This window comes from Streptomyces sp. NPDC008001 (assembly GCF_042958085.1).
Taxonomy (GTDB): Bacteria; Actinomycetota; Actinomycetes; order Streptomycetales; family Streptomycetaceae; genus Streptomyces.
Map to the genome: position 1 here is coordinate 75,955 of NZ_JBIBIZ010000009.1, position 19,651 is coordinate 95,605.

Genomic DNA, 19,651 nt, shown 5'->3' on the forward strand with positions numbered 1-19,651 from the left:
TGCACATAACGAGATTCAGAGCCGCTGTTGGGGCGGCTGTGACGGTGGCCGCCACGGCCGCTCTCCTGCCCACGTCGGCCGCGTTCGCGGCGGGCAACCCGGACTCCCGCACGGCGGACAGCGCCACGGTCGAAGCCTTCGGCCGAATAGCCGACGCCGTCCTCAAGGACCGCACCTCCGTCCTGCTGGACACCCGCTCGACGGCCGATCGCAAGACGGCCGGGCTCAGTGGGAAGGTCGGTCTCTCCTCCCGCCTCTCGCGAGCCGAGGACACCGGACTGTCCTCGCTGAAGACCCGCAAGGCGTGGCTCGCCGCCCTCGGCGAGGCGTACACCGCCGCCGAGACCAGGACGTCGGTCGACAAGACCACCGTCAAGGGCAACCGCGCCACGGTCCGGGTCACCGAGACCACGGAGCTCACGTACAAGAAGATCCGCGGTGACGAGCCGTCGACCACCGGCTTCACCGCCCACCACCAGCTCACCTTCTCCCTCGCCAAGGGCGGGAAGTGGGAGCTCACGGACATCCGCCCCGAGGACGACGGCCCCGGCGCCATCAACGAGCCCCGCACCGCGGTGGCCGCGACCGGCAGCATCGACCTCAACGGCAGCCCGGCCTCGACCCGGTACCCCGGCAGCAGGAACGCCCAGCCGAAGAACCTGACCCCCACCAAGGGCGGTCTGGACTACAAGGCGATGGCCGCCTACGCCGAGAAGTACTGGCGCAACTACAACCCCGCCTACCGCAGCTTCAACGTCGCGGGCGGCGACTGCACCAACTTCATCAGCCAGTCCCTGAAGGCCGGCGGCTGGAAGGACGTGCCGGGTTCGGACACCTCCGACTACCACAAGTGGTGGTACAACAAGTCGAGCCAGTCCGACTCCTGGGTCGGCGCCAACGAGTGGGCGTGGCACACGCTGTCCACCAAGCGCGCGACCAACCTGCCGAACGTCTACCAGATGGACGTCGGCGACATCCTGCAGATGGACTTCGACGGTGACGGGTCCAAGGACCACTCCATGATCGTCACCTACCGGAGCCGGATGGGCGTCCCGTACGTGACGTACCACTCCACCAACACCTACCGGAAGTCGGTCGCGAGCATCATCGCGTCCTACCCGGGAGCGGTCTACTACGCCTACCGCACGTGATGCGGCGTGGGCCACGGCCCGGCGGGAACTCCGGAGGTTCTCCGGAGGGACTCCGGGCCGTGGCCCACAATTCGCTGTTCGCAGTCCGAAACGTCCCTTGCGGAGAGCGCCTCCGCTCTTGGACGATCAAGCGATGAGATTGCTGCGTGTGGGGCCCGCGGGGGCGGAACGCCCGGCGCTGCTGGACGAGGACGGCACCCTCCGCGACCTGTCGGCGCTGGTGACGGACGTCGACGGCGCACTGCTGGCGGACGCGTCCGCCCTGGAGCGGATCCGCGCCGCGGTCGGCGCGCGCATCCTTCCCGCCCTCGACCCTGCGGGACTGCGGTACGGGCCTCCGGTCAACCGCATCGGCAAGATCGTCGGCGTGGGTCTGAACTACCGTGGCCTGGCCGCCGAGACGCGGTCAGTGATCCCCTCCGAACCCGTCTTGTTCTTGAAGGCCGCGGACACGGTCGCCGGCCCGGACGACACGGTGCTCATTCCCCGCGGGAGCGAGAAGACCGACTGGGAAGTCGAGCTGGGCGTCGTCATCGGCCGCACGGCACGCCGCCTGGAGACGAACAAGGCGGCGCTGGCCGCCGTGGGGGGCTACCTGCTCGCCCACGACGTCTCCGAGCGCGAGTACCAGTTCGACCGCGGCGGCGCGTGGGTCAAGGGCAAGAACTACGAGACCTTCACCCCGCTGGGGCCGTGGCTGGCGACCCCCGAGGAGATCCCCGACCCGCAGCGGCTGAGGCTGCGGCTCTGGGTGAACGGCGACCTCAAGCAGGACGACACGACGGCCGACCAGATCTTCCCGGTCGGGGACGTCATCCGTTACGTCAGCCGCTTCATGACCCTGTACCCGGGCGACGTGATCCTCACGGGCACGCCGGCGGGCGTCGCCCTGAGCCACCCGGAGCCGAAGCCGTATCTGCGGGCCGGGGATGTGGTGGAGCTGGAGATCGAGGGACTGGGCAGGCAACGGCAGGTCCTCAAGGACGGGTAGACGCCGCCGAGTTGGGCCCGAGGGTGCCTTCGCGTATGGAGTGGAGGAAGGCGGCCCAGGTGCGGGGCGGGAAGAGGAATGCGCCTCTGGGGCGGGCTTTGCTGTCGCCTATGGCGATGAATCTATCTTGGGTGGCTTGCATCTCGATGCAAGTAGCACCGGTGTCTCCGCTGTAGGTGGACTTGCGCCATTCGCCCTCGGGCAGGTCGTGACGTATCACGGGGAGTAGTCCTTCACTGGTGTTCAAGTCCGCGTGCAATCGACGCGATCAGCTCCATGGACGGCCCTGGTGGCAGCGCCGACGCCCGCAACCGGTCCAGGGCGCGGCGGTACTTCGCCACGGTTTCATCATCTTCCATGCATAGGGCACCGTCGAGGTGCTCGACCTGTACGACGTCCAAGTCGAGTGTGTCGGGGTAGGAGTACAGAGCGAACGATCCCCCGGTGTCGGTGAACGATGTCAGGGAGAAGGGGACTACCTGGATCGTGATGTCGGGTGACTGGCTCAAGTGCTCAAGGTGCCGCAGCTGTTCAGCCAGCACTGCGGGACCACCGATCTGCTGATGAAGTACGCCTTCCGCCACGAGTGCCGTGTACTGCGGTGGATTTCCGCGCAGGAAGATGTTCTGCCGACTCATCCTGAAATCGACGAAGAAGTCGAGCTGCTCTTTGGTCAGGGTGGTCGCGCTGCCTGCGATGAGTGCAGTCGCGTAGGCCTGGGTCTGCAGAAGTCCCGGCACGACCTGCGACTGGAACGCCGAGATCCGCGCGGCTTCGGATTCCAGGTCCAAGAGCTCCTTGAAGCCGTCGGGGAGCTTATCGCTGTGGCGGCGCCACCACGTGCGCTTGGGGCCCTCGGATGCGAGCGCGATCAGCCATTCCCGCAACTTCTCGCTATCGGCTCCGTAGAGGTCGAGCAGGACTTCGAGCTCAAGTCGTGTGACGCGGTGCTGCCCTGTCTCTTGTCGGCTGATCTTCGTCCGGTCGCCGTGGATCGCGCGAGCCGCGTCTTCGAACGAGACTCCAGCGGCCTCCCGGAGCGCTCTCAGCTCGGAGCCCAGTTTGCGACGACGGGCTGTGCGGCGTGCAGCGTGTCTCATGCTTCCTCCCCTGCCTGAGGCTGTGCCAGCCCAGTGTGCTGCACAAGATCAGGGGCCTTGCTGGCCGGCTGCGAGTGTCACCCACAGGGATGAAGTACTGCACGGTGAGGCTCAATTTGTTGCGGGGCTGCGATGAGCGGGGCCATCGTGAGCGCATGGCTACGGCAGGTAGTCGTGGGTGCCGGGGGAAGGTGGCGGGAGCGGTGACGTACAGGAACGGCGCGTTCGTAGTGGACACCCGGGAAGGGCGGATGGCGCAGGTCGTCGGCGGGGAAGGGCATCGCGTGCGGGTGCGGCAGCCCGGCGGCGGGCCGGAGTGGGAAGTCCCGCTGTCCGTCCTGCGGTTGGCGACCGGCGCGGAGCGGGCGGAGGCTCGCAAGAACCCGGAACCCGGGCGCAAGCCGTCGATCGCGGACTGCCCGACATGCCCGGCGCTAAAGGCGACCTGGTGGGAGGCGGAGGCCGGGGGAGACGCGGCCAAGGCGGGCGACGCGCTCGTCGCGGTGAGGCGCCACTGGCGGGAACACCTGTCGTACGAGGTGACGCCATGAGGCCCCGCTGCAGCCACGCCGCAGGCTGGACGCACCCCGCTCCGGGGGAGGCGCGTTGCAGGACCTGCGGAGTGACCCGCTTCACGGAGTACGGGGCCGTCCGCCCGCCGGGCCTGCCCCATGCGCTGACCCCGAAGCCGAGGGACGCCCGCAAGGCGGACCGCGCCGCCGCCCTGCAGATCGCGAGGTTGCCCCGCAGGCGGGTGTGGTGGGGGCTGGCACCCGTGGCATAGGTGCGGGTCAGAACAGGCTGGCAGCAGGGGAGGGGTGGGGGGTGCGGGTTCGGTGGCTTTTGCCTGGGGCGGGTGGGTAGCTGGGCGCCGTACTCGTGCCGTCACGGATGCGGGTGCGTGAGGAGACCGGTCTCTCCGGCCGTGGCTGAGGGGGAGCTGGCTGCTGCCGCGATGTGTCTGGGCCCGTCGTGGGCGCTTCGCTCAGTTTCTCGCCGTTGTGGTTGAGCGGGCGGGTGCGGAGGGGAGGGGGTTGGCGGCGGTGGGCTGTTCTTGGCAGGGAATCCACCGGCCGGGGCGTGATCCTGGCGGATAAGGGGGCTCAACTGCCTGTTGGCGGCCTTTTTGCCCTTCTCGGCACGGTAATCAACCGGCCTGAGCGTCGTAGGGGTGGATATCGGGGCCCCAGCTGCTCTCTGGCGGCTTGTTTGCCGTTCTCAGTCCCACTATCAACCGGCCCAGCCCTCAGACGGGTGGATAACGGTGCTTAGCTGCCCGCCGACGACCTCCGCTGTCCCACCAGCTCCGCCCCCTCCCACCAGCCCCCACTCAGGGACAGTCGCCCGCTCAACCACGACGCTGGCGAGCTGAGCGAAGCGCCCACGACGGCAGGCACCACATCGCGGCAGCTGCCAGCTCCCCGCCAGCCACAACCTCAGCGCAAGGTCTCCTCACGCTCCCGCATCCGTGACGGCAGGAGTACGGCGCCCAGCTCCCCACCCGCCCCAGGCAAAAGCCACCGAACCCGCACCCCCCACCCCTCCCCCTGCTGCCAGCCTGTCTTGACCCCAGCCCCTCCCAGCAAGCCGCCAGAACTCGGAAGCCCAGGCCGTCCCCTAGAGGAATGAGGCCAAGGGCTCGTAGCCATAGGTCACCAGCGAGCGGTGACGCATGTCGCTGCCATAGCTCGCCCAAATAGCCTTGAGCCTCCAGTGACTGGAGACAGCAGAGTGGGGCTATGGACGTTACGACCCTCTACTCGATCGGGGAGCTTTCCCGGCGGACCGGCTTGTCCGTGAGGACCATCCGGTTCTACTCCGATGCGGGGGTGGTAGCGCCGACGACCCGAAGTCCCGCCGGTTATCGGCTCTACGACCTCGACGCACTGCTCCGTTTGGAGCTCCTCCGCACACTGCGCGAGCTGGGCGTGGACCTGGCCACGATTCAACGGGTACTGGACCGCGAGCTCTCGGTGGCGGAAGTCGCCGCGGCGCAGGCCGATGCCCTGGACGTCCAGATCCGGATGCTGCAACTGCGCCGGAGCGTTCTGCGAGTCGTGGCCAGCCGCGGGTCCAGCCCTGAGGAGACCAAGCTCATGCACAGGCTCACGCAGTTGACCGGCGAGGAACGCCGACGTCTGATCGACGATTTCATGGAGGGCACCTTCGGCACAGTGGATGCCGCCCCGGCCGCGGTGGCCATGGTTCGCGTTGCCACTCCCGACCTCCCCGATGATCCGTCCAGCGAGCAGGTCGCTGCGTGGGTGGAACTCGCCGAGCTGATCGGCGACGAGGACTTCCGGGCCCGGATGCGCCGGACAGCCATGTGCCAGGCCGCCGGGCGCACGCTCGACATCGAGAGCGAGGCCGGGGAGGAACTGATGGAGTTCACCCGTCAGAAGGTGGTCGAGGCCAGGGAGGCGGGCCTCGACCCGCTCAACGACAGGGTCGCACCCGTCATCGACGACCTCGTGCACCGCTTCGCCGAGGTGTTCGCGCGCACCCCTGACGCGGAATTCCGGGCCTGGATGGCCCAGCAGTTCGAAGAGGCGCACGATCCCCGGGTGGACCGGTACTGGCGGCTGGTGTGGATCATCAACGGCTGGCAGGTCGTACCGAACCTGGTCCCGGTATACCCCTGGCTTGTCCAGGCTCTGCGAAATGACCGCGACGCATAAGTCACTGCAACGGAGAGCCCCCCGGAGCCCTGAGTGAGCCAAGGGGGCGGCCTGCGGACATGGCGCGAGGGTGCCCAATGTCGGTGTGTGATCACAGACTTGGGCACCCCCGTGCTCGCTCAGTCAACCCGTACAACAAACAACGGTCAAACCGCCGCGCGTTCCACAGGGATCCACAGCGCCGCATCGGCCTCGGTGCCGTCCGCCGAGGGCCTCACGCGGAGGATCTCGGGGCCCGGCCTGCTCCGGTACGGGTTGGACGGGAACCACTGGGTGAAGACGTCGCGCCACAGGTACTGGAGCGCCTGCGGGAACGCGCCGGAGTTCTCGAAGACGGCCCACGTCCCCGCCGGGACGTCGAGGACGTCCATGTCCTCGGGCACCTCCGCACGCGGCAGGCCCGTCACCACGCCGTGGTAGTAGTCGAGTTCGGTGCCCTCGGCCCGGCTCGGATCGAGATTGTCGCTCACCGCGACTATGCCCTCCGGCTGCTGGTCGGACAGGGCGGTGATGCGTCCCAGCATCTCGGGCCCGATGCCCCGGATGAACTCGGCGATGGCCGGGTTGATCCCCTGGTGGACGAGTGGCACGCGCGCCTTCTTTCCCGCCACGCGGAACGCGTCCTTCTCCACGATCTTGTATTGCATGCTGCTGCTCCCTTCGATGATGAGGCGGAAGGACATCCGGGGCTGGGAGCACAGGGCCGCGCCCGTGCGCCGGGCATCGCCCGGCCCCACGCCGTGGACGGCGCGGAACGCACGCGCGAACGCTTCTCCCGAGCCGTAGCCGTAGCGGATCGCGACCTCCAGCAGCGTCCGTTCGCCGGCCAGTACCTCCGCGCCGGCGACGGTGAGCCGTCTGCGGCGGATGTACTCCGACAGCGGGAGGCCCGCCAGCGCGGAGAACAGCCGGCGGAAGTGGTACTCCGACGTCACTGCGATGCGCGCGAGATCGGCCACGTCGATCGGCTGCTCCAGATGCGCCTCGATGTGCTCCATGGCCTCGTTCAGCCGCTCCAGCATCCCGGTCTCCTTCCCTTTCGATCACTCACGTTAGGAAGGAACCACCTTGCCGGACCCGACATCCTGTGCCCGGCACAGTCGGGTCCGGCGAGCGAAGAGAGTTCCGGTCCTCAGCCCTTGGTCGTGCTGTTGAACAGCGAGCGCGACCAGACGTAGCCGATCACGGCGATGCCGGCGCACCAGGCGAGCGAGATCCAGCCGGCGTTGCCGATCTCCGTACCGGTGAGCAGGCCGCGCAGCGTCTCGGTCATCGGCGTGAACGGCTGGTACTCGGCGAACGAGCGCAGGCCCGGCGACATCGAGTCGGCCGGCACGAAGGCGGAGCCGAGGAACGGCAGGAACTGGACCAGCAGCGGCTTGTTGCTCGCGGACTCGACCGTCTTGGAGATCATGCCGAGCGCAGCCGACAGCCAGGTCACCGCGAACGCGATGGCCGCGAGGAGGCCGGCCGCCGCCAGCCATTCGACCGCGTTCGCGTCCGAGCGGAAGCCGAGCGCGAGGGCCACGCCCACGACCAGGACGAGGCTCACCATCGTCTGGATGACGCTGCCGATGACATGACCGGTCATGAACGACGAGCGCGTGATGTTCATGGTGCGGAAGCGGTTGATGATGCCCTCGGTCATGTCGGAGCAGACCGCGATCGAGGTCGACATGGCCCCGGCCGCCACTCCCATGATGATGACGCCGGGTGTCAGGTAGTTCAGGTAGGTGTCCCGGCCGCCGCCTCCCGGGAGGCCGGCGCCGATCGAGTCCCCGAAGGCGTACACGAAGAGCAGCAGCATCAGGATCGGCATCATGGCCGAGCCGAGCGACACGCTCGGATAGCGGATCGCGTGCTTCAGGTTGCGCCGCAGCATCGTCATCGAGTCGTGCACGGCGTAGCCGAGGGTGCTCATCGCAGGGTCTCCTTCACGGGGTGGGACGTGCCGGTGCTGCCGTGGCCGGTCAGGGCGAGGAACACGTCGTCGAGGTCGGGGGTGTGCACGGAGAAGTCGGCGGCCCGGATGCCGGTGGCGTCGAGGCGGTCGAGCAGGCCCCGCAGCGCGTCGAGGCCGCCGTCACCCGCCACGCGCAGGGCGAGGTTCTCGTCGTCCCGGGTCGCGCCGGGGAAGGCGGCGATCGCGAGTCTGTACTCGGTGGGCTCGGTGAACCGCAGCCGTACGTGGCTGCCGGGGATCTGCGCCTTGAGTTCGTCGGCGGTGCCTTCGGCGACGATCCGGCCGCCGTCGAGCACGGCGATCCGGTCGGCCAGCTGGTCGGCCTCTTCCAGGTACTGGGTCGTGAGGAAGACGGTGGTGCCGCCCGCGACCAGCGAGCGCACCGTTTCCCACATGGTGCGCCGGCTGCGCGGATCGAGGCCGGTCGTCGGCTCGTCCAGGAAGATCACCTGGGGGGCGCCGACCAGCGTCATGGCGATGTCGAGCCGGCGCCGCATGCCGCCGGAGAAGGTCGCGGCCCGCTTCTGCGCGACGTCCGCGATGTCGAACCGCTGCAGCAACTCCCTGGTGCGGGACCGCCCTTCCCGCTTGCCGAGGCGCAGCAGGTCGGCCATGAGGAGGAGGTTCTCCTCGGCGGTGAGCAGGTCGTCGAGCGCGGCGAACTGCCCGGTGACGCCGATCGCGGCACGCACTCCGTCCGGTGACGTGGCGACGTCGTGGCCCGCGACCTGCGCCTGCCCGCCGTCGGCGGCGATGAGCGTGGACAGGATCTGCACGGTGGTGGTCTTGCCCGCGCCGTTCGGTCCGAGCAGTGCGAACACGGAACCGGCGGGGATGCGCAGATCGATGCCGTCGAGCACGGTCTTGTCGCCGTACGACTTGCGCAGGCCGAGGGCGGAGACGGCGGCGGGCGGCTGCAGGCCCGGCTGACTTGGTGTGGGCATGACAGAAGAAGGCATGGAGCCCTCCGTTCGAAGGCAGGAGTGGTGAGGTGACCGGGGAGCGCGAAGGGGGGAGCAGGGAGCGAGGAGCGAGGAGCGGGGCCCGGGCGAGCCGATGGACCCGGGCCGGTGCTCAGGCCCGGGCGCGGAGCACGTCGATGTTGCCGAAGCGGGTCCGGGCGCGAACCTTGACGGCGTCCTCGGCCTCCTCCGGGGACTCGGAGGCGGTGAGCCCGTTGCGCACCTGCCCGGAGCCGGAGCTGACGTCGAGCCAGGCGGCGGAGCCCTCGCGGATGCCGACCTCGATGGCGCCGTAGGAGGTCTCCAGCTGAACGGTGCCGCGGGCGACGTCGGCCACGCGCAGGGTGCCGTGGGCGGTGGTGGCGGTGACCGAGCTCTCGGCACGCGCGATGTCGATGTCGCCGTTGGCTCCGCTCACCCGCAGGTCGCCGGTCGCGGCGCCGACGGTCGTGGAGCCGTGCGAGTTCTTCAGCACGGCGGGGCCGTCGACGGTGCCGACGCGCAGGCTGCCGGAGCTGGTGGTGATCTCGGCCATGCCCTCGACCCGGTCGACGGTGATCGACCCGTGGGAGGCGGTCAGGTGCAGCGGCCCGGTCGTGTCGAGGCGGACGTCACCGGACGAGGTCTTCACGCGGACCTCGCCGAGCCGGCCCTCGCCGAGCACCTGGGCCCAGGCGCCGGCCATGTCGACGCTCGAACCCGTGGGCAGTTCGACGGTCACGTCGACGGTGCCGGTGGGCCCGACGAGATAGCGCTGCTTGGGGGTCCTGACGGTCAGGACGCCGCCTGCGTACGTGACCTCGGTCTGCTCGGCCGCCCGCACGTCCCGGTCCTTCTTCGGGTCGCGGGGCCGCACCTCGACGACCGTGTCGGAGCGGTCGCCCGCGGTGAACTGGATGGAGCCGGCGGACACCTGAGCGGTGACCGAAATCGGTGCGGGAGTGTCGAAAGAAGGCATGGCTGTACCGTCCTCTTGGGTCTTGGGTCTTTGGGGCGTCCCGCTGGTGGGACGTGGTGTCGTGTGGTGCCGTGTGAGTCGCGGCGCGGCTAGCGCACCCAGCCCGTGAAGCTCTGTCCGACGGTGTGGGTCTTCTCCGTCGTACGGGGCCGCGCGCCGCCGTCGACCGCGGCCGACACGGCTCGCACCAGCCACGCGTTGACCGAGAGGCCCTCGCGGCTCGCGGCCTCCTCGGCGCGCGTCTTGAGGTGGGCCGGCAGGCGCAGGTTGACGCGGGCGGTGCCGCCCTCGTCGCCGTCGGCGGGCGTCGGCGCCTTGAGCGGTTCCACGGGCGGGGCGGCCGCTTCCACGGGGCCGCGGTCGGCGGGCGGCGGGGTCACCACGAAGTCGGGGTCCAGCCCGCGCAGCCGTACGTCGACCGAGCCGGGGGCGAGCTCGCGGGTGATCTCGTCCATGGCGGCGGAGAGCACGTTGAGCATGGTCAGCCGGGTCGCCGACTCCAGGGGAGCGGTGAGCCGCTCGGCCAGCTCGCGGGCTTCTTCTCCACCGGCCTCGGCGGCCACCGCGAGTTCGCGGCGGAGGGTGTCGACATACGGGGTGAGGTCCATGGCTTTAGTTTGGCACCACTGTGGTGCCACATGCAAGCCTGAATGGCGCCACTTGTGGTGCGGCGCTGGGTGCAGCGCCCTTGACCTGCGGAAACGCTAGAAATTTGGGCTGGGGTACCGTGGCGTGGAGGGTGTCTCTGTGCTCTTACGGGCGCGTGATGACACCGGGTGGCACCGGATGGCACCGTGTGGCATCAAGTGGCGCCATCAGGTGCCACCAGGTGCCACCCGGCGCCGCCCGGTTGCGCCCCGGTTCGCCGTCCCGCCTCAGATCTCCTGCCCCGGCCACCCCAGCAGCCGGGCCCCGATGACCGCCGTCTGCAGGGTGTAGCGCTGCATCGCGTCGGACGGGTCCGCGCCCGTGTACTGGTGGATGCGTTCCAGGCGGTAGGTGAGGGCGCGGACGCTCAGGGAGAGGCGGCGTGCGGCCTCGGCGGCCGTGCAGCCCGCGTCGAAGTAGGCGCTCAGTGTTTCGAGGAGGGGCTCCGCGCCGCCGCGGGCCTGGCGGAGGGGGCCGAGGGTGGTGCGGACGAGGTCGGCCATGGCCTGCCGGTCGCGGGTGAGGACGGGGAAGACGAGGAGGTCGGCGGTGCGCAGGACCGGGGCGGTGAGGGCCATGCGGTCGGCGAGGTCGAGGGCGTTGAGGGCTTCCTCGTAGGAGTGGACGACACCGCCGGCGCCGGGGTGGGGGCGGCCGATGGCGACCTGGCCGCCGCCGGTGGCGTCGTGGGCGTGCTTGGCGAAGTGGGCGAGGACGTCGTCCTGGTTGCCGGGGGCGATGCAGACCAGCCGGCCGGCCTTGGTGGTGAGGAGGATCTGGCGGTCGCCGAAGCGGGTGGTGAGCGCGGACTCGACGCGGTGGGTGACCGGGTGCAGGTCGTCGTACGGGTCGGGGCCGGACGCGACGGCGACCGCGTGGGCGTGGGCGAGGCGCAGTCCGAAGCGTTCGGCACGCTCGGAGAGGTGGCCGGGGTCGCTGCGGCCGTGCAGGAGGTCGTCGATGAACTCGCGGCGCGCGGCCTCGGCCTGGCGGACGGCCAGGCGCTGGGCCTGTTCGTAGCCCTCGGCGAAGGCGTCGACGGCCTGTTCGGCCGCCGCGAGGAGGCTGTCGGTGAGGGCTTGCGCCTCACGGGCGCCCGCGGGGACGGGGAGGGAGCGCCAGATGGTGCGGGTGGCGGACAGGTGGCCGACGACGAGCTGCCGCAGGCCGTGGCCGCCGCGGGCGGCGAGCTCGCCGAGGGCGCGGCGTGATTCCAGTTCGTCGCGGGTCAGGCGGCGGCCGGTGGCCGAGGCGTCGACGAGTATGCCGGCATAGCCGGACGCATACTCCTCGGGCAGCTCCCATTGCGTCACGCGTTCTCTCCCGGTCCTGACACGCTGCTGATGCGTTCTTAGCGCGGACCAGGGTTGCAGACGGCTCCGGATGCGCCGCACTCCGGCATCAGGAACGCGTAAAGACTGCCGGGTTACGGCAATGCGGACGCACGTTCGTGCAGGTCATGATGCGGGCACGGGGAAACGGGGGTGACCTTGGTGCCGGATTCCGGCAAGCGGTTCCGCCGGAACGTCCGGTACCAAGGTCCCGGTCCTCTCCCCGGCGGTTCCCACGAAGCGGAGAGACACCCGTGAGCAGCAACCCGGAGTCCGGTAACCCGGACAGCAGCAGCCCGTTCCCGGCCGGATACCCGGCGCCGTACGCCACGCCCCCGGCCCCGGTACAGATGCCGGCGCAGATGCCGATGCCCAGCCGGGTCAAGACCGCGCGCACCATGCTCTTCGTCCTCGGCGGGCTCCAGACCCTGGGCGGGGTCCTTCTCACGGCCCTGGCCGCGGTCGGCGCGCCCGACGGTCAGGAGCTGACCCGGGGTCAGGCGTACGCCACCGGCGTCGTCGGCCTCGTGCTCGGTGTCGCGTCCTTCGTCGTCGCGTCCAGGTTCCGCAGCGGCGGCAACGGCGTACGGATCGCGGCGGCGGTCATCGGCGGGCTCATCCTGGCCAATGCCCTGATCAGCCTCGCGATGGGCAAGCTCACGGGCGGGCCGGGCCTCGCGCTGGGCGCGCTGGTGCTGGTCAACTGCCTGGCGAAGGAGTCCGCCGCCTGGTTCCGGCGGCCGCCGGTGGCCCGCTGAACTTCCGCCGTCCTTCCGCTGACCGTCCGCGGGCCGTCTGCCGACCGCCCGTGGGCCGTTTCGCGAAGGCGTTGTCAGTGCCTCTTGGCAGACTGGCGGGAGCATGTACCGCTATGTACCGAGAGGTCCGATGCTCACCACCGTCGCCGTCGAGAACTACCGCTCCCTGCGCCGCCTGATCGTCCCCCTGGGGCGGCTGAACGTGGTCACCGGAGCCAACGCCACCGGGAAGTCCAGCCTCTACCGGGCCCTGCGGCTGCTCGCCGATTCGGCGCGGGGCGGTGCCGTCGCGGCGCTCGCGCGGGAGGGCGGGCTGGCCTCCACGCTGTGGGCGGGGGAGAGGAAGGGCAGCGGCCGTTCCCCGGCGGCGAGCCTCCGGCTCGGCTTCGCCGGGGACGAGTTCGGGTACGCGGTCGACTTCGGGCACCCGATACCGACCGCGGGCAGCGGTGGCGCGCCGTCCATGTTCAACCTGGACCCCGAGATCAAGCGGGAGTGCACCTGGGCCGGGCCGGTGCTGCGCCCCGCCGCCCTGCTCTCGGACCGCTCCGGCCCCGCCGTCCGCACCCGCACCGCGAACGGCACCTGGCACAGCTCGGTGAACGCCGTCCGCCCCTACGACAGCATGCTCAGCGAGCTCGCCGACCCGCAGCTCGCCCCCGACCTGCTGCGGCTGCGCGAGCACATGAGGTCCTGGCGGTTCTACGACCACGTGCGGACCGATGCGCACGCCCCCGCCCGCAGCGCGCAGACCGGCACCCGTACGCCGGTGCTCGGGCACGACGGCTCGGACGTCGCGGCCGCCCTGCAGACGATCCGCGAGACCGGAGACCACGAGGCGCTGGGCGCCGCCGTGGACGCGGCGTTCCCCGGCAGCGAGGTGGAGATCGTCAGCGAGGGCGGCCGGTTCGAGCTGAAGCTGCACCAGCGCGGCCTGCTGCGGCCGCTCGGCGCGGCCGAGCTCTCCGACGGCACCCTGCGCTACCTGCTGTGGACGGCAGCGCTGCTCACCCCGCGCCCGCCCGCGCTGCTGGTCCTCAACGAGCCGGAGTCCAGCCTCCATCCGGACCTGCTGGCCCCGCTGGCCGACCTGATCCTCACCGCGGCCCGGGACACCCAGATCGTGGTGGTCACGCACGCGCCGGGCCTGGCCGAGGCCCTCACCCACGGCGCCGGCCGCCACCGCATCGACGTCAACCCGATCGCCCTCGTCAAGGACGCCTCCGGACAGACGGACGTCGCGGGCCGCGAGGGCATGCTGGACGAGCCGCTCTGGCACTGGCCCAAACGCTGACGCGTCCGCACCTGCCCCCGGACACCTGTCACACCGGCGTAGACGGCGAGCTCGACCAAGCGCGAAGTCCCCTAAGTCCTAAGTCCCCTGAACCCCCTGCTCGATCCGCACCGTCCGGCCCTCGGCCGCCGACACCCGCGCCGCCTCCAGCACCCGCAGCGCCGCCGCCGCCTCCCACGCCGTCACCGGGGGTTCGGCGCCCGTGCGCAGGGACGTTGCGACGGCCGCGTAATAGGCGGGGTAGTCGCCCGGCAGCGTCGGTACGGGGTCGCCGCCGCCCGTCTGGGGGGACTCGCCCGCGCCCAGGCGGCCCCACAGGGACTCGGGTTCGACGCCCCAGGCGGAGTTGCCGGCGCCGGGGCGCAGGCCTTCCCGGAGGGCGGCCTCCTGCGGGTCCAGGCCGTACTTGACGTAGCCCGCCTCGCTGCCGAGCACCCGGAAGCGGGGGCCGAGCTGGGCCGTGGTGGCGCTGACCCACAGGTGGGAGCGGACGCCGTTCGCGTGGGTCACGGCGATGAACGTGTCGTCGTCGGCCTCGGCGCCCGGGCGGCGCACGTCCGCTTCGGCGTAGACCGACGCGGCGGGCCCGAAGAGGGCGAGGGCCTGGTCCACGACGTGGCTGCCCAGGTCGTAGAGGAGCCCGCCGATCTCCGCCGGGTCGCCCGACTCGCGCCAGCCGCCCTTCGGCCGGGGCCGCCAGCGCTCGAAGCGCGACTCGAAGCGCAGGACGCTGCCGAGGGCGCCGTCGGCCAGGAGCTGCTGCACGGTGCGGAAGTCGTTGTCCCAGCGGCGGTTCTGGAAGACGCTCAGCAGCAGGCCGCGTTCGTCGGCCAGGCCGGCCAGCGCCTCCGCCTCGGCGGCCGTCCCCGCGAGCGGCTTGTCGACCACGACGGGGAGGCCGGCTTCGAGGGCGACGCGGGCCAGCGGCACGTGGGTGCGGTTGGGGGAGGCGATGACGACCAGGTCCAGCTCCCCGGCCCGCTCGAAGAGCGCGTCGCTGCCGGCCACCGTCCGCACCCCGGGGTGCTCGGCCGCGGCCTGCTGCTGCCGGTCCGCGTTGGCGGTGACGACGGTGTCGAGGACGAGGCCGTCCGTGGCCGCGATCAGCGGGGCGTGGAAGACGGAGCCCGCGAGCCCGTAGCCGATCAGGCCCACCCGGAAGCCCTCGCGCGGGGCGGTCCCGCTCTCGCCGCTGCTCATGCCGACCATGCTGTCCATGCCTTCGTTGCCCTCGCCGCCCTCGGTGTCCCTGCCATCCATGCCGTCCATGCCCTCCACTTTGGCAACGCTGTTGCAAAACTGCAAGCGGCAGCGACAATGGAGCCGTGAACGTCATGCCGCCCCCGCCTCCCGGCGCCAACCTCACCGCCCTGCGCGACCACAACACCGCCCTCCTCCTGGGCCTGTTGCGCGACGCCGGGCCGGACGGCACGAGCCGGGCCGAGCTGGCCGCCCGCACGGGCCTCACCCCCCAGGCGGTCAGCAAGATCACCGCACGGCTGCGGACCGCCGGCCTGGCCGCCGAGGCGGGCCGCCGGGCGTCCACGGGCGGCAAGCCGCCCACCGTCCTGCGCCTCGTCCCGGAGGCCGCGCACGCCCTCGGCGTGCACCTCGACCGCGACGCCCTGACGGTCACGCTCGTCGACCTCTCCGGCGCGGAGACCGTGACCCGTACGTCCCCCCTCGACCTCGGGGCGGGCGCGGAGGCGGTCCTCGACGCGGTCACGGCGGAGGTCACCCGCGTACGGGCCGGAGCGGCCGGCGCGCTCCTCGGCGCGGGCGTCGCCCTGCCCGGCCCGCTCGACCACCGCACCGGCGTCCTGCACCGCGTCACCGGCTTCCCCCGGTGGGACGGCTTCCCGCTGCGCGACGCGCTCGCCGAGCGGCTCGGCCTGCCCGTCGTCGTCGACAAGGACACCAACGCCGCCGCCCTCGGCCTCGTGCTCCGCGGCTGCGTCGGCGCGGCCGGCTCCTTCGCGTACCTCCACCTCGGTACGGGCCTGGGCGCCGGGCTCGTGCTGGGCGGCGCGGTGCACCGGGGGGCGCGGACGGGCGCGGGGGAGTTCGGTCACCAGGTGCTCCGGCTGGACGGCCCGCCCTGCCCCTGCGGCGACCGCGGCTGCATCGAGGCGCTGTGCCTGGAGGCCGTCGCCCGCGGCGACGGCCCGGAGGCGGCCCGGCTGCTCGGCGTCGGCGCCGCCAACCTCGTACGGCTGCTGGACATCGACCTCGTGCTGCTCGGGGGCAGCGCCCTGCTGAAGGACCCCGGCACCTACGCGGCCGGAGTGCGGAAGGTGCTCGGCGGCGCGGCCCCGGTGGCCGTCACCCCGGCCGGCGGGCGCACCGTCGTCGAAGGGGCGGCCGAGCTCGTCCTGGCGTCGCTGTTCGGGCGGGACCGGCGGCCGGGCGGCCTCACGAGCCCGGCCCCAGGAACTTCTCGACCTTGACCGAGGAGACCGCGGCGGCGAAGTCCTCCGGCAACTCCGAGGCGTCGTCGCCCTCTTCGAACCGCATGCTCGCACCCGTCAGGTGCGGCCCGGTGCACAGGGTGACCACCCAGCGCGGGCGCGGCCCCTTGCCCGGCCGGCCGCGCCGCTCCGGCACCAGCACGGACCGCACGGGGCCGCCGTGCTCGTGCGTGCCGGGGGTCAGCTCCGCCCAGCGGCCGCGGAAGTGCGGCGCGGAGAAGACCGCGGGCAGGTCCTTGCCGGGGTAGTGCCCCAGGAAGGGCTCCAGCAGGTCCCCGACCAGGGGCAGCCCGGCCAGGCTCTTGAGGGGGTTCCTCCGGTACGTCTCGGCGTCGTCGCCGCTCCTCGGGCCCTGCGCCCCGCGGCTGCCGCGCTCCTCCGTCACCGCTACTCCGCCACCTCCGTGCGGCCCGCCCACTCGTAGACCGGCAACCGGCCCCCGGGCGTGTCCCACTGCCGTGAGGTGGGCCGGAAATGTTCGTAACCGCCCCGGAAGGGCACCTTCACTTCCTCTCCCGGCGCCGGGACCGGGACGATGTGCTCCGGGAGACCCTCCGGCCCGCCCTGGAGGACGCATTTCTCAGCAGTGGCCATGCCCCGATCCTGACCGGGCGGTGCCCGGCCGGCACGGCCAGGCGCACCGGCTCCACTCGGATGACACGAAAATAGGCTCATCGGGGGGTATGTGACGGCCGGCCGGGGTACGCGGCCGCGCCGGGCCGGGCCCCGCGGGCGGGCGGTGGGAGGTTCGAGGCAGCAACCGGACCCCACGACCCCCACCGCAAAGGTCCCGCGATGCCCAAGCCCCGTGCGCTCGTCCTCGGCGCCACCGCGCTCGCGATCGTCTCGACGGCGGCCCCCGCCCCCGCGATCCCGGCGGCCGGAACGGACCCCGCGCGCCCCCGCTGCGCCGCACCCGGAGCCCCCGGCTTCCCCGTCGCCGCGCGGCTGAGCGGCGGCCCCGGGACGTACGAGCGCGGTGCCGAGCCCCGCACCTGGCAGCTGGAGCTGCGCAACGGCTCCGGCGCCGAGTGCCGCGCCGTGCACCCCGTCGTGGTCCTCGCCGGCCACGGCCGAGCGCTGCGGCCGGAGGACGTCCGCCTCGACTTCTACGACGCCCGGGCCGCGCGCTGGCGCCCCGTCCGGTTCGAGCGGACCGGCGCGGCGGAGACCGTGGGCGTCCTCGGCGACGGCGCCCCGGACGACCACCGCACCGATCGCACAGGCCGCACCGACCGCACCGGCCGTGCCGCCGGCGCCCCCGGGTTCGGCGGCTTCTCCGTCCCCGCGCACGGGAGCGTGCCCGTCCGCGTGCGCCTCGGCTTCGCCGCGGGCGCCCCCGAAGAGCCCGTGACCGCCCACGCGGCGACCGTGCGGCAGCGCGGCGCCGGCGGCGAGCGGGCGGGGGAGTCCGGCGCCTACACGTTCGGCATCGGCAAGGCCTCCGGCCGGGCCGCCGGCGCCGCACAGCCCGTACAACCCGTCCTGGCCGAGGCGGGATCCCGGCGGCCCCTCCTCGCCATCGCGGCGGCGGGCGGCGCCCTGCTCCTGGCAGGGGCGTCCCTTGTCGTGGGCGCGAGGCGCTCGGGCCGCTGAGGCGGCGGGCGGGCACCCGGCGGGGACTGTTTACGCTGGGAGGCAGGCCGTGGCACGAAGAGGTGCGAGCCGGCGTCCCCCAGCCCCGCGAAGCGGGCGTGTACGGCAGGAGTCCCCGCATGGCAGAGCGCAAGCCGATCGAGTCCTGGCTCACCGACATGGACGGCGTCCTGATGCACGAGGGCGTCCCCGTCCCCGGCGCCGACGCCTTCATCAAGCGGCTCAGAGAATCCGGCAAGCCCTTCCTCGTCCTGACCAACAACTCCATCTACACCCCCCGCGACCTGCACGCCCGCCTCGCCCGCATCGGCCTGGACGTGCCGGTCCAGAACATCTGGACGTCCGCCCTGGCCACCGCCCAGTTCCTGGACGACCAGCGGCCCGGCGGCACCGCGTACGTCATCGGGGAGGCGGGCCTGACCACCGCCCTGCACGACATCGGCTACGTCCTCACCGACGCCGAGCCCGACTACGTCGTCCTGGGCGAGACCCGGACCTACTCCTTCGAGGCGCTCACCAAGGCCATCCGCCTGATCAACGCCGGTGCGCGCTTCATCGCCACCAACCCCGACGAGACGGGCCCGTCCGCCGAGGGCGCCCTCCCCGCCACCGGCTCCGTGGCCGCGCTGATCACCAAGGCGACCGGCCGCGAGCCGTACTTCGTCGGCAAGCCCAACCCCCTGATGATGCGGGCCGGTCTCAACGCCATCGGCGCCCACTCCGAGGGCAGCGCCATGATCGGCGACCGGATGGACACCGACATCCTGGCCGGGCTGGAGGCGGGCATGCAGACCTTCCTCGTCCTGACCGGGCTGACCCGGCCCGAGGACGTCGACCTCCACCCCTTCCGGCCCTCCCGCGTCGTCGACTCGATCGCCGACCTGGTCGACCTCGTCTGACGCCCGGTCCGGCAGCGCTTGGTGACGCCCCGTCCGGCAACGCCCGGCCGCCCGGCTCGGCGGTCCTGTCCGGCGGTCCCGCCCCGGGCCTGACCTGAACGGGCCCCGTCCGGCACCGAACGGAGCAACCCGCCCACGGAGCGGATGCGCCCGCCGGGAATAGCGGGTGAATCTCTGACTGTCAGGAGGTTCACCATGGACGCTGTCCGCCTTGCCCTGTGCGGGGCCCTCGCGGCCGTCGCCGTCTGCGCGCCCCCCGCGCACGCCGGCGACGAGCCCGCCACCATGTCCGGGACGATCGAACTCACCCCCGTCAGCAGCCACCCCGGCGGGCGGGTGCACCTGCGCGTCGCCGGCTGCTCGGGCGACAAGGCCACCGCCGCGTCCGAGGCGTTCGTGGCCGACGCCCGGCTCGCCAAGGACTCGGCCGGCCTGTTCGCCGAGGCCGCCGTCCGCTCGTCCGTGGACCCCGGCGTCTATCCCGTACGGGTCACCTGCGACGGCGACGACGCGACGGCCGAGGGCAAGCTCACCGTCGTCCCCCACGGCAAGCCCCTGCCGCCCCCGTCCGGCCACGAGCAGGTGCCGCCGCCCTCCCCGGCGCCGCAGTCCGACCGCGACCGGGCCCTCGACAGCCGGCCCGCCGTCCACCCGCAGCCGCCCCGGCAGCAGGCGCCGCACGAGCCGCCGGCCCCCGTGGCGCCCGTCCCCGCGGGCGGCGGCGCCACCGCCGCCGAGAACGCCCCCGGCACCCCCGGCCTCGTCCTCGCGGGCGTCACGGCGCTCATCGCCACCGGCCTGATCTGGCACCGGCGCCGCACCGAGTCCTCCCGGCAGCAGTGAGCGAAAGCGGT

General features: G+C 72.1%; 22 protein-coding genes. 11 read left to right on the forward strand and 11 right to left on the reverse strand.

Annotated elements, in window-relative coordinates:
• Nucleotides 1-38: 38 nt before the first annotated feature.
• Both ACFZCD_RS24130 and ACFZCD_RS24135 read left to right on the forward strand, forming a co-directional pair.
• Nucleotides 39-1,151 (forward strand): amidase domain-containing protein, encoded by a 1,113-nt coding sequence (locus tag ACFZCD_RS24130; protein WP_391834167.1) that lies wholly within the window; start codon nt 39-41, stop codon nt 1,149-1,151.
• A gap of 133 nt (nt 1,152-1,284) precedes the next feature.
• Nucleotides 1,285-2,142 (forward strand): fumarylacetoacetate hydrolase family protein, encoded by an 858-nt coding sequence (locus ACFZCD_RS24135; RefSeq protein ID WP_391834169.1) that lies wholly within the window; start codon nt 1,285-1,287, stop codon nt 2,140-2,142.
• Here ACFZCD_RS24135 and ACFZCD_RS24140 read toward each other — a convergent pair.
• Both ACFZCD_RS24140 and ACFZCD_RS24145 read right to left on the reverse strand, forming a co-directional pair.
• Nucleotides 2,129-2,362, reverse strand: a complete 234-nt coding sequence (locus ACFZCD_RS24140; protein ID WP_391834171.1) for a DUF397 domain-containing protein — start codon at nt 2,360-2,362, stop codon at nt 2,129-2,131. The genes ACFZCD_RS24135 and ACFZCD_RS24140 overlap by 14 nt on opposite strands.
• A 13-nt stretch (nt 2,363-2,375) precedes the next feature.
• A complete protein-coding gene (locus ACFZCD_RS24145) occupies nt 2,376-3,242 on the reverse strand; it encodes a helix-turn-helix domain-containing protein (RefSeq protein ID WP_391834173.1) in 867 nt (288 codons plus the stop codon).
• A 203-nt stretch (nt 3,243-3,445) separates the two neighbouring features.
• On the opposite strand from ACFZCD_RS24145, the gene ACFZCD_RS24150 reads away from it, so the two are divergent.
• The 3 genes from ACFZCD_RS24150 (at nt 3,446) to ACFZCD_RS24160 (ending at nt 5,920) form a co-directional block, all read left to right on the forward strand.
• Nucleotides 3,446-3,793 (forward strand): hypothetical protein, encoded by a 348-nt coding sequence (locus tag ACFZCD_RS24150; RefSeq protein WP_391834175.1) that lies wholly within the window; start codon nt 3,446-3,448, stop codon nt 3,791-3,793.
• Entirely contained in the window at nt 3,790-4,026 is a 237-nt protein-coding gene (locus ACFZCD_RS24155) for a DUF6255 family natural product biosynthesis protein (protein ID WP_391834177.1), read from the forward strand. Before ACFZCD_RS24150 ends, ACFZCD_RS24155 begins: the two co-directional genes overlap by 4 nt.
• 955 nt (nt 4,027-4,981) lie before the next feature.
• Complete coding sequence (locus ACFZCD_RS24160) at nt 4,982-5,920, forward strand: MerR family transcriptional regulator (RefSeq protein ID WP_391834179.1); 939 nt, start codon at nt 4,982-4,984, stop codon at nt 5,918-5,920.
• A 146-nt stretch (nt 5,921-6,066) separates the two neighbouring features.
• Here the strand turns inward: ACFZCD_RS24160 and ACFZCD_RS24165 are convergent, their stop codons facing one another.
• The 6 genes from ACFZCD_RS24165 to ACFZCD_RS24190 form a co-directional block, all read right to left on the reverse strand.
• The gene (locus ACFZCD_RS24165) at nt 6,067-6,942 is read right to left on the reverse strand and encodes a GyrI-like domain-containing protein (protein WP_391834181.1); all 876 of its coding nucleotides are present in this window, start codon (nt 6,940-6,942) and stop codon (nt 6,067-6,069) included.
• A 110-nt stretch (nt 6,943-7,052) separates the two neighbouring features.
• Nucleotides 7,053-7,841: an ABC transporter permease gene (locus ACFZCD_RS24170; protein WP_391834183.1), complete on the reverse strand. Its 789-nt coding sequence runs from the start codon at nt 7,839-7,841 to the stop codon at nt 7,053-7,055.
• Nucleotides 7,838-8,842: an ATP-binding cassette domain-containing protein gene (locus ACFZCD_RS24175; protein WP_391834185.1), complete on the reverse strand. Its 1,005-nt coding sequence runs from the start codon at nt 8,840-8,842 to the stop codon at nt 7,838-7,840. Before ACFZCD_RS24175 ends, ACFZCD_RS24170 begins: the two co-directional genes overlap by 4 nt.
• Nucleotides 8,843-8,957: 115 nt before the next feature.
• Nucleotides 8,958-9,803 (reverse strand): DUF4097 domain-containing protein, encoded by an 846-nt coding sequence (locus tag ACFZCD_RS24180; protein WP_391834188.1) that lies wholly within the window; start codon nt 9,801-9,803, stop codon nt 8,958-8,960.
• A gap of 89 nt (nt 9,804-9,892) precedes the next feature.
• Nucleotides 9,893-10,411 (reverse strand): hypothetical protein, encoded by a 519-nt coding sequence (locus ACFZCD_RS24185; protein ID WP_391834190.1) that lies wholly within the window; start codon nt 10,409-10,411, stop codon nt 9,893-9,895.
• 267 nt (nt 10,412-10,678) lie between these two features.
• Nucleotides 10,679-11,764, reverse strand: coding sequence for a PucR family transcriptional regulator (locus ACFZCD_RS24190; RefSeq protein WP_391834192.1), 1,086 nt, complete (start codon nt 11,762-11,764; stop codon nt 10,679-10,681).
• A gap of 272 nt (nt 11,765-12,036) precedes the next feature.
• Here ACFZCD_RS24190 and ACFZCD_RS24195 point away from each other — a divergent pair, with 272 nt between their 5' ends.
• Entirely contained in the window at nt 12,037-12,540 is a 504-nt protein-coding gene (locus ACFZCD_RS24195) for a hypothetical protein (protein WP_391834194.1), read from the forward strand.
• A gap of 130 nt (nt 12,541-12,670) precedes the next feature.
• The gene (locus ACFZCD_RS24200) at nt 12,671-13,834 is read left to right on the forward strand and encodes an AAA family ATPase (RefSeq protein WP_391834196.1); all 1,164 of its coding nucleotides are present in this window, start codon (nt 12,671-12,673) and stop codon (nt 13,832-13,834) included.
• A gap of 78 nt (nt 13,835-13,912) precedes the next feature.
• Here the strand turns inward: ACFZCD_RS24200 and ACFZCD_RS24205 are convergent, their stop codons facing one another.
• Nucleotides 13,913-15,034, reverse strand: a complete 1,122-nt coding sequence (locus ACFZCD_RS24205) for a Gfo/Idh/MocA family oxidoreductase (RefSeq protein WP_391834820.1) — start codon at nt 15,032-15,034, stop codon at nt 13,913-13,915.
• Nucleotides 15,035-15,168: 134 nt separating this feature from the next.
• On the opposite strand from ACFZCD_RS24205, the gene ACFZCD_RS24210 reads away from it, so the two are divergent.
• Nucleotides 15,169-16,281, forward strand: a complete 1,113-nt coding sequence (locus tag ACFZCD_RS24210) for an ROK family protein (protein WP_391834822.1) — start codon at nt 15,169-15,171, stop codon at nt 16,279-16,281.
• Here ACFZCD_RS24210 and ACFZCD_RS24215 read toward each other — a convergent pair.
• Together ACFZCD_RS24215 and ACFZCD_RS24220 are read right to left on the reverse strand one after the other, a co-directional pair.
• Complete coding sequence (locus ACFZCD_RS24215; protein WP_391834198.1) at nt 16,247-16,687, reverse strand: hypothetical protein; 441 nt, start codon at nt 16,685-16,687, stop codon at nt 16,247-16,249. The two genes, ACFZCD_RS24210 and ACFZCD_RS24215, sit on opposite strands and share 35 nt — an antisense overlap.
• A 2-nt stretch (nt 16,688-16,689) precedes the next feature.
• Complete coding sequence (locus tag ACFZCD_RS24220) at nt 16,690-16,896, reverse strand: DUF5988 family protein (RefSeq protein WP_391834200.1); 207 nt, start codon at nt 16,894-16,896, stop codon at nt 16,690-16,692.
• Nucleotides 16,897-17,097: 201 nt separating this feature from the next.
• On the opposite strand from ACFZCD_RS24220, the gene ACFZCD_RS24225 reads away from it, so the two are divergent.
• The 3 genes from ACFZCD_RS24225 (at nt 17,098) to ACFZCD_RS24235 (ending at nt 19,640) form a co-directional block, all read left to right on the forward strand.
• A complete protein-coding gene (locus ACFZCD_RS24225; RefSeq protein ID WP_391834202.1) occupies nt 17,098-17,898 on the forward strand; it encodes a hypothetical protein in 801 nt (266 codons plus the stop codon).
• A gap of 119 nt (nt 17,899-18,017) precedes the next feature.
• Nucleotides 18,018-18,797, forward strand: coding sequence for an HAD-IIA family hydrolase (locus tag ACFZCD_RS24230; protein ID WP_391834204.1), 780 nt, complete (start codon nt 18,018-18,020; stop codon nt 18,795-18,797).
• Nucleotides 18,798-18,992: 195 nt separating this feature from the next.
• Nucleotides 18,993-19,640: a hypothetical protein gene (locus ACFZCD_RS24235; RefSeq protein WP_391834206.1), complete on the forward strand. Its 648-nt coding sequence runs from the start codon at nt 18,993-18,995 to the stop codon at nt 19,638-19,640.
• The last annotated feature ends 11 nt before the right edge of the window (nt 19,641-19,651 follow it).